The sequence below is a fragment of the Hoeflea sp. genome, from assembly GCF_984452065.1.
On the sequence record NZ_CFHWAF010000089.1, the window covers coordinates 12332 to 18677 of the forward strand.

6 protein-coding genes are annotated in these 6346 nt (G+C 61.6%); 4 read left to right on the top strand and 2 right to left on the bottom strand.

The window, feature by feature from the left end:
* Positions 1-450: LysR family transcriptional regulator (locus AC5E6N_RS16310; RefSeq protein WP_491748805.1), on the bottom strand; the 450-nt coding region annotated here is incomplete at its 3' end.
* Between the two features lie 184 nt (positions 451-634).
* On the opposite strand from AC5E6N_RS16310, the gene katG reads away from it, so the two are divergent.
* From katG to AC5E6N_RS16330, 4 genes are all read left to right on the top strand, one after another.
* Entirely contained in the window at positions 635-2797 is a 2163-nt protein-coding gene (katG, locus tag AC5E6N_RS16315; protein WP_491748810.1) for a catalase/peroxidase HPI, read from the top strand.
* A gap of 478 nt (positions 2798-3275) precedes the next feature.
* Complete coding sequence (locus AC5E6N_RS16320; RefSeq protein WP_491748806.1) at positions 3276-4052, top strand: SDR family NAD(P)-dependent oxidoreductase; 777 nt, start codon at positions 3276-3278, stop codon at positions 4050-4052.
* A 72-nt stretch (positions 4053-4124) separates the two neighbouring features.
* A complete protein-coding gene (locus AC5E6N_RS16325; RefSeq protein ID WP_491748807.1) occupies positions 4125-4322 on the top strand; it encodes a hypothetical protein in 198 nt (65 codons plus the stop codon).
* Positions 4323-4435: 113 nt separating this feature from the next.
* Positions 4436-4927: a hypothetical protein gene (locus tag AC5E6N_RS16330; RefSeq protein WP_491748808.1), complete on the top strand. Its 492-nt coding sequence runs from the start codon at positions 4436-4438 to the stop codon at positions 4925-4927.
* 190 nt (positions 4928-5117) lie between these two features.
* Here the strand turns inward: AC5E6N_RS16330 and AC5E6N_RS16335 are convergent.
* A partial coding sequence (locus AC5E6N_RS16335; RefSeq protein ID WP_491748809.1) for a PepSY-associated TM helix domain-containing protein occupies positions 5118-6346 on the bottom strand: 1229 nt, incomplete at its 5' end.

A 6346-nucleotide genomic window follows, 5' to 3' on the forward strand; every position in this document is an offset into this window, starting at 1 on the left:
AGCCAGGAATGCGGCGTCCAGACGCCCATGCATCAGTTCCATGACCAGTTTTTCAGTGACCGCCTCCCGCGGCATGATCTCCAGTTCGGGATAGAGCCTCGTCAGTTCCTTGATGAAGGTCGGGAGCGTATAGGGTGCAACGGTCGGTATGATGCCTATGCGCAGCTGTCCGCCGAGCGGTGTACGGGACGCCCGCGCGATTCCATCAAGGTCTTCGACGGACTGCAGAATGTTCCTGATGTGGTCGGCCAGCTTGCGGCCGGTGTTGGTGAGGCGGATCTGCCGGCCGCCTCTTTCGACGAGCATGACGGACAGAATTTCCTCAAGCTCCTTGACCTGAACCGAAAGCGCCGGCTGGCTGATCGCGCAGGCCTCGGCTGCGCGGCCGAAATGGCCGTGCCTGGCAAGCGCGTCGAAGTAGCGGAGGTGTTTCATGGATATGCCAGTCATAAGATTTTCTTATCTCATATTTTAGAAAATACAATTTCTTTTTATTGTATTTCATAACTATATTAGTTCCAGAGAAGGTGCTTTGCCCGAGGGCCGCCCGTTCCGGGGTTGGCCGTTTCGATCAGCAGGCGCCTCGCGCGCGTCCACGACATATTTTGCAATCCAGGAGTTTGATATGAATGAAATGTCTGTTGATACACGAGGCAAATGCCCGGTCATGCACGGCGGAAACACCGTTTTGGGCGATGCCAATGCGGAATGGTGGCCAAACTCCCTGAATCTGGACATTCTGCATCAGCACGACACCAAGACCGATCCGATGGGCACCGGCTTCAACTACCGGGACGAGGTGAGGAAACTCGATGTCGAGGCGGTCAAGGCCGATCTGCGGGCGCTGATGACGGACAGTCAGGAATGGTGGCCGGCCGACTGGGGTCACTATGGCGGCCTGATGATCCGCATGGCCTGGCATGCGGCCGGCACCTACCGGTCGGCAGACGGCCGCGGCGGCGGCAATACCGGAAATCAGCGTTTTGCGCCGCTCAATTCCTGGCCGGACAACGTCAATCTCGACAAACCCCGGCGGCTGCTTTGGCCGATCAAGAAGAAGTACGGCAACCGGCTGAGCTGGGCTGATCTTCTCATCCTGGCCGGCAATATGGCTTATGAGTCCATGGGGCTGAAGGTGTTCGGCTACGGCTTCGGGCGCGAGGACATCTGGCATCCGGAAAAGGACGTCTATTGGGGTGCTGAAAAGGAATGGCTGGCGGACCAGCGTTACGAGTCGGCGGACGACCGCGAGTCGCTTGAAAACCCGCTTGCGGCCGTGGTCATGGGGCTGATTTACGTCAACCCCGAGGGTGTCGACGGCAAACCCGATCCGCTGCGCACGGCGCTCGACGTGCGCGAGACCTTCGCCCGCATGGGGATGAACGACGAGGAAACCGTGGCGCTGACGGCCGGCGGGCACACGGTCGGCAAGGCTCACGGCAACGGCGATGCGTCCGTCCTCGGGGCCGATCCGGAGGGCGCGGATGTTTTCGAACAGGGGCTCGGCTGGACCAATCCCAACAAATCGGGCGTCGGGCGCGACACGGTGTCCAGCGGCATCGAGGGCGCCTGGACGACGCATCCGACCAAATGGGACAACGGCTATTTCCATCTTCTCTTCAAATATGACTGGGAGCTGAAGAAGAGCCCGGCCGGCGCCTGGCAATGGGAGCCCGTGAATATCGCGGAGGAAGACAAGCCGGTGGACGTGGAGGACCCGTCGATCCGCTACAATCCGATCATGACCGATGCGGATATGGCGATGATCAAGGATCCGATCTACCGGGAAATCTCCGAACGGTATCACAAGGATCAGGACTATTTCAGCGAGATGGTCGCGCGTGCCTGGTTCAAGCTCACCCACCGCGATATGGGCCCGAAAGCCCGCTATATCGGTCCGGATGTTCCGGCTGAGGATCTGATCTGGCAGGACCCGATCCCAGCAGGCAACAAGGGCTACGATGTCGATGACGTGAAGTCGCGCATCGAAGCGAGCGGCCTGAGCGTCAACGAACTGGTCACGACCGCCTGGGACAGCGCCCGGACCTTCCGCGGTTCGGACATGCGCGGCGGCGCCAATGGCGCCCGTATCCGCCTTGCTCCGCAGAAGGACTGGGCGGGCAACGAGCCGGAGCGTCTCGCCAAGGTGCTTGCCGTCTATGAAGGCATTGCGGCCGACACGGGCGCAAGCATTGCCGACGTGATCGTTCTTGGCGGCAATCTCGGCGTCGAACAGGCTGCGAAGGCAGCGGGTTTTGATGTGACGGTTCCGTTCCATGCGGGGCGCGGCGATGCCAGCGAGGAGCAGACCGACGATAGCTCCTTCGCGGTGCTTGAGCCGATCCACGATGCCTATCGCAACTGGCTGAAGGACGATTACGCCACGCCGGCCGAACAGCTGATGGTCGACCGGACGCAGCTCATGGGACTGACGGCGGCGGAAATGACGGTTCTGATCGGCGGCATGCGCGTCATCGGCACAAACCATGGCGGCGGCAAGCACGGTGTCTTTACCGACCGCGAAGGCGCGCTGACCACCGACTTCTTCGTCAACCTGACGGACATGGCCTATAGCTGGGTCCCGACCGGGACGAACAGCTATGAGGTGCGCGAGCGCAAGAGCGGCGACGTGAAGTGGACGGCAACGCGGGTCGACCTGGTGTTCGGATCGAACTCCATCCTGCGGTCCTATGTGGAAGTCTACGCGCAGGACGATAACCGGGAAAAGTTCGTCAAAGACTTTGTCGCGGCCTGGTCCAAGGTCATGAACGCGGACCGCTTCGACCTCGTCGATTGACAGGAATAGAAATCCCCCGCGCCGATCGAGCGCGGGGGATTTTGTGTCCGGATATGAGGTGTGCGGCAAACGGCGGCTTGGCGGGCCGGCTATTGTGGTAGCCAACCTTGGTTGCTTGCACGGTATCGCCAGGCCAGGCATTTGAGGGCGGATACCTTCTGTTCCGATTGGCTTGCGCGTTTGAAGAGCTCTTCTGAATATATCTGCTCCTCCTGTGTTATCTTCCCGCCGAGATCGGCCCAAGAGACCAGCGCAGTGCGGTCCAGTTCAAAGGCGCATCTTTGAGCCATCGTCAATGCGGTAACGGCAACAGCAATTGTCAACCGCGTTGCCCGGCATGCACGGCGCGCGGTCGGCGACTGACGACGGCCAGGGATTTGCGCCGACCCTTTTTGTTCCTACATTCAAATACGGGCACATCGTTTGCCGGCCGCTGACGGCGCCCGGACCAGGAATTCAAGAAGAGGAGAGCCAATCCATGTCCAATACAGCCCTCATCACCGGAGCCTCGTCCGGCATCGGCAAGGAATTTGCCCGTTACCATGCCTCCAGGGGCGGCGATGTGATCGTCGTTGCACGGCGCGAGGAGGCACTCAGCGAACTCAAGGCCGAGCTGGAAGTGGCACACAAGATCACGGCCCACGTCCATGCCCTCGATCTCGGCGCCGCCGGTGCGGCTGAAAAGCTCTACGAGAGCGTGACGGGCGCCGGGCAGCAGGTGGATATCCTTATCAACAACGCGGGTTTTGGCGGCCATGGTGCGCATATCGAGCGCGACCTTGCCGATGAGATGGCGATGATCGATCTGAACGTCAAAGCGCTCGTGACGCTTTCGCACCAGTTCGGCAAGGACATGGCGGCGCGGGGCGGCGGAAAGATCCTCAATGTCGGCTCAACGGCGGGCTTCATGCCCGGTCCGCTGCAAGCCGTTTACTTCGCCACCAAGGCCTTCGTGAATTCCTACAGCCAAGCGCTGGACCAGGAACTGAAGGACAAGGGCGTGACCTGCTCCGTGCTTGCGCCCGGTTATGTGAGAACGGAATTCGCCCAGGCCGCCAATCTGGAAGGAACCGGCCTTGTCAAACAGAAGGGCGCCAGCGCCAGGGACGTCGCGCGGTTCGGTTATGACGCGATGATGCGCGGCCGGCTTGTCAGCATCAATGAGGCGCAGCTGAGCTTCATGCTGAACTGGCTGGTGCCGCTGCTGCCGCGCCGCATGGTGCTGGGCATGGTCAACAAGATGCAGTCGAAATAGGCCGCCGGCGATCAGAACGCCTAACCGGCGGAAAATCGGCTATACTGGCCGCATTGTCGCCTGGAGGATGCTATGCTCTATTCGCTCGCTCATCTTGAACCGAAGACGCTCAGGACCATTCAGAAACTGGAAAAGGAGATCGGCAGTCCGGTTTTGGCACTTGAAGGCGTGGACGCCCGGACCGCTGCCTTGCCCGACGAGCATTTGACGAAACTGCAGGACCTTGAAACGCGGCTTGGCGTCGTGCTTGTCGCGGTCAAGCCTCACTGACGGGGCTGACGAGATAGGGCCGGTGTTTCCCGCGCGACGAGCCCGGTAATTTCTGATAGTTTCGCATGTGCGGGATGACACAACAGCCGGTACAACAAGGCGGAGGGGGCTTTATGGGCAATGAGATCGATGCGCTGAGCCAGGCGATCCAATACGCGACCGGGAAGATGAACTGGTACGACACTTATGCGTTCTGGAAGATGATCGCCTTTCGCGCCGCCGGGGTGGTCGCCATATTGGCGACCGTGGCGATCACCTATCTTTCGGCGTCGCTGAACGACAAGGCGCCGGATTTCCTCGGCTTCAAAAAGCAGCGCCTGATCACCGGGCTTGCGGTGTTGAGCGCGGTCGCCGTCGCGCTGCCGACATTCTTCGGCTGGCAAAAGGCATGGGAGAGCCACCGTGTGGCGCAGTTTCAGATCGAGGCCGCCATTGTCGAAGCCAAAATCAATCAGACCGCTCTGAAGGGGCCGCAGCAGCAGGCCGAACGCATCGATGAGGCGCAGAAACTGACAAAGACGGTGAGAGACATTGTTCTTTCCGAGACGGACAGTTTTTACCGGGGAATCGAAAAGCCGGCTGTGGAGCAGCAGACGGGCGGCTGACCGGCGGGTTGGCCGTGCTTTGCGCGGCGTAACTGCGGCAGGGTGCGGAACCGATCAAGTCCCGCATGACCGTTCGAGAGCCAGATCGTCAGTTCGGTTTTCCGTAACAGGTCAATGGTTTTGTTGGCCTGCCGGCGCCTGGGTCTTGACCAGACCTGCCGCGCCCGGTTCAGGCGCGGCAGTGTTCTTCTTATGAAAAAACCTGCTTGAGGAACGGAATGCGCGACAGGACCAGCTGGTCCAGCGCCAGGACGGTCACGATGGTGATGCCTGCCATGGGAAAGGCCAGCGAGACCGCCAGGCCGACCAGGACGGCGCCCTGCCACAGCGGCATGTCCCTCGGCATTGACGGTGCGGCGAGGCGCATCGCCCCAGCCGGACGGCGCTTCCACCACATGACGAGACCGCTCACGCCCAGGAAGATCACGCAGAGACAGACCAGGGTGTTTGCCAGGACGCTCCAGAGCCCGAGCGTGCCCATGTGCAGCGCAATGCCGACGGCCATCGCCTTGCCGGCAAGGGAATAATCCTCAAAGCGGACATCGGCCAGCACCTTGCCGCTGAAGCGGTCGACGTGAACCGTGCGGTCGGACATCGGGTCGGTGCTGTCCGTGCTCATGGAATCGCGGCTGAAGGTGTAGACGCCGGTGTCTCCGCTCGGCAGGTTCATCTGATAGCGGCCGTCAAATCCGATCTGCCGGGCAAGCCTGTCCATGGAATCGATGGTTATCGCCGTTCCTGCCGCCATGACCGCCGTTCCGGCCTGGCCGCCGGAGGCGGGCATTTGCGTTTGCTCCAGCGCCCAGGGCACCTCTTTCGGACCGTGGTTCATGCTGGCGTGGGTCGTGTCCGACAGGGGGATATTGTCCCACTTCTCGGCCGGAAATGTGCTCCAGGCCTGGACGATCTTCGCGCCCCAGACACCGGCCCAGGCGAGGCCCGAGATCAGGAAGAACACAAGGAACAGCGACAGCCACAGGCCGACTACGCCATGCAGCGACTTCCACAGCGCCCGGCCGCCGCGGGCAAAGGACGGAACCAGCGCCGCGCGCCAGCCGATGCCTCTCGGCCACCACATGTAAAGGCCGGTGGCAATCAGCACCATGCCCAGCGAGGCGGCGATCTCGATCATCAGATCACCGGTATCGCCAAGCAGCAGGCTGCCGTGAACATTGTCGGCAAAATCATACCAGCCGCTGCGGCGCGGAAACGTGGTGATGACCCCGGCCGTATAGGGATCGACCACGACCGTGGTTGCGACGCCGTCGGCATCGACACGGAAGATGGCCGCAAGATCGTCGGCGCGCGGCGCCACATATTGCTTGAGCGTGCCGCCCGGAACCGCCGCGACCGCGGCCTGCGCCTGGGCCGAGACCGTCTGGACGACCGCCTGTGGCGCGACGGCGATGCGTTCGCCGT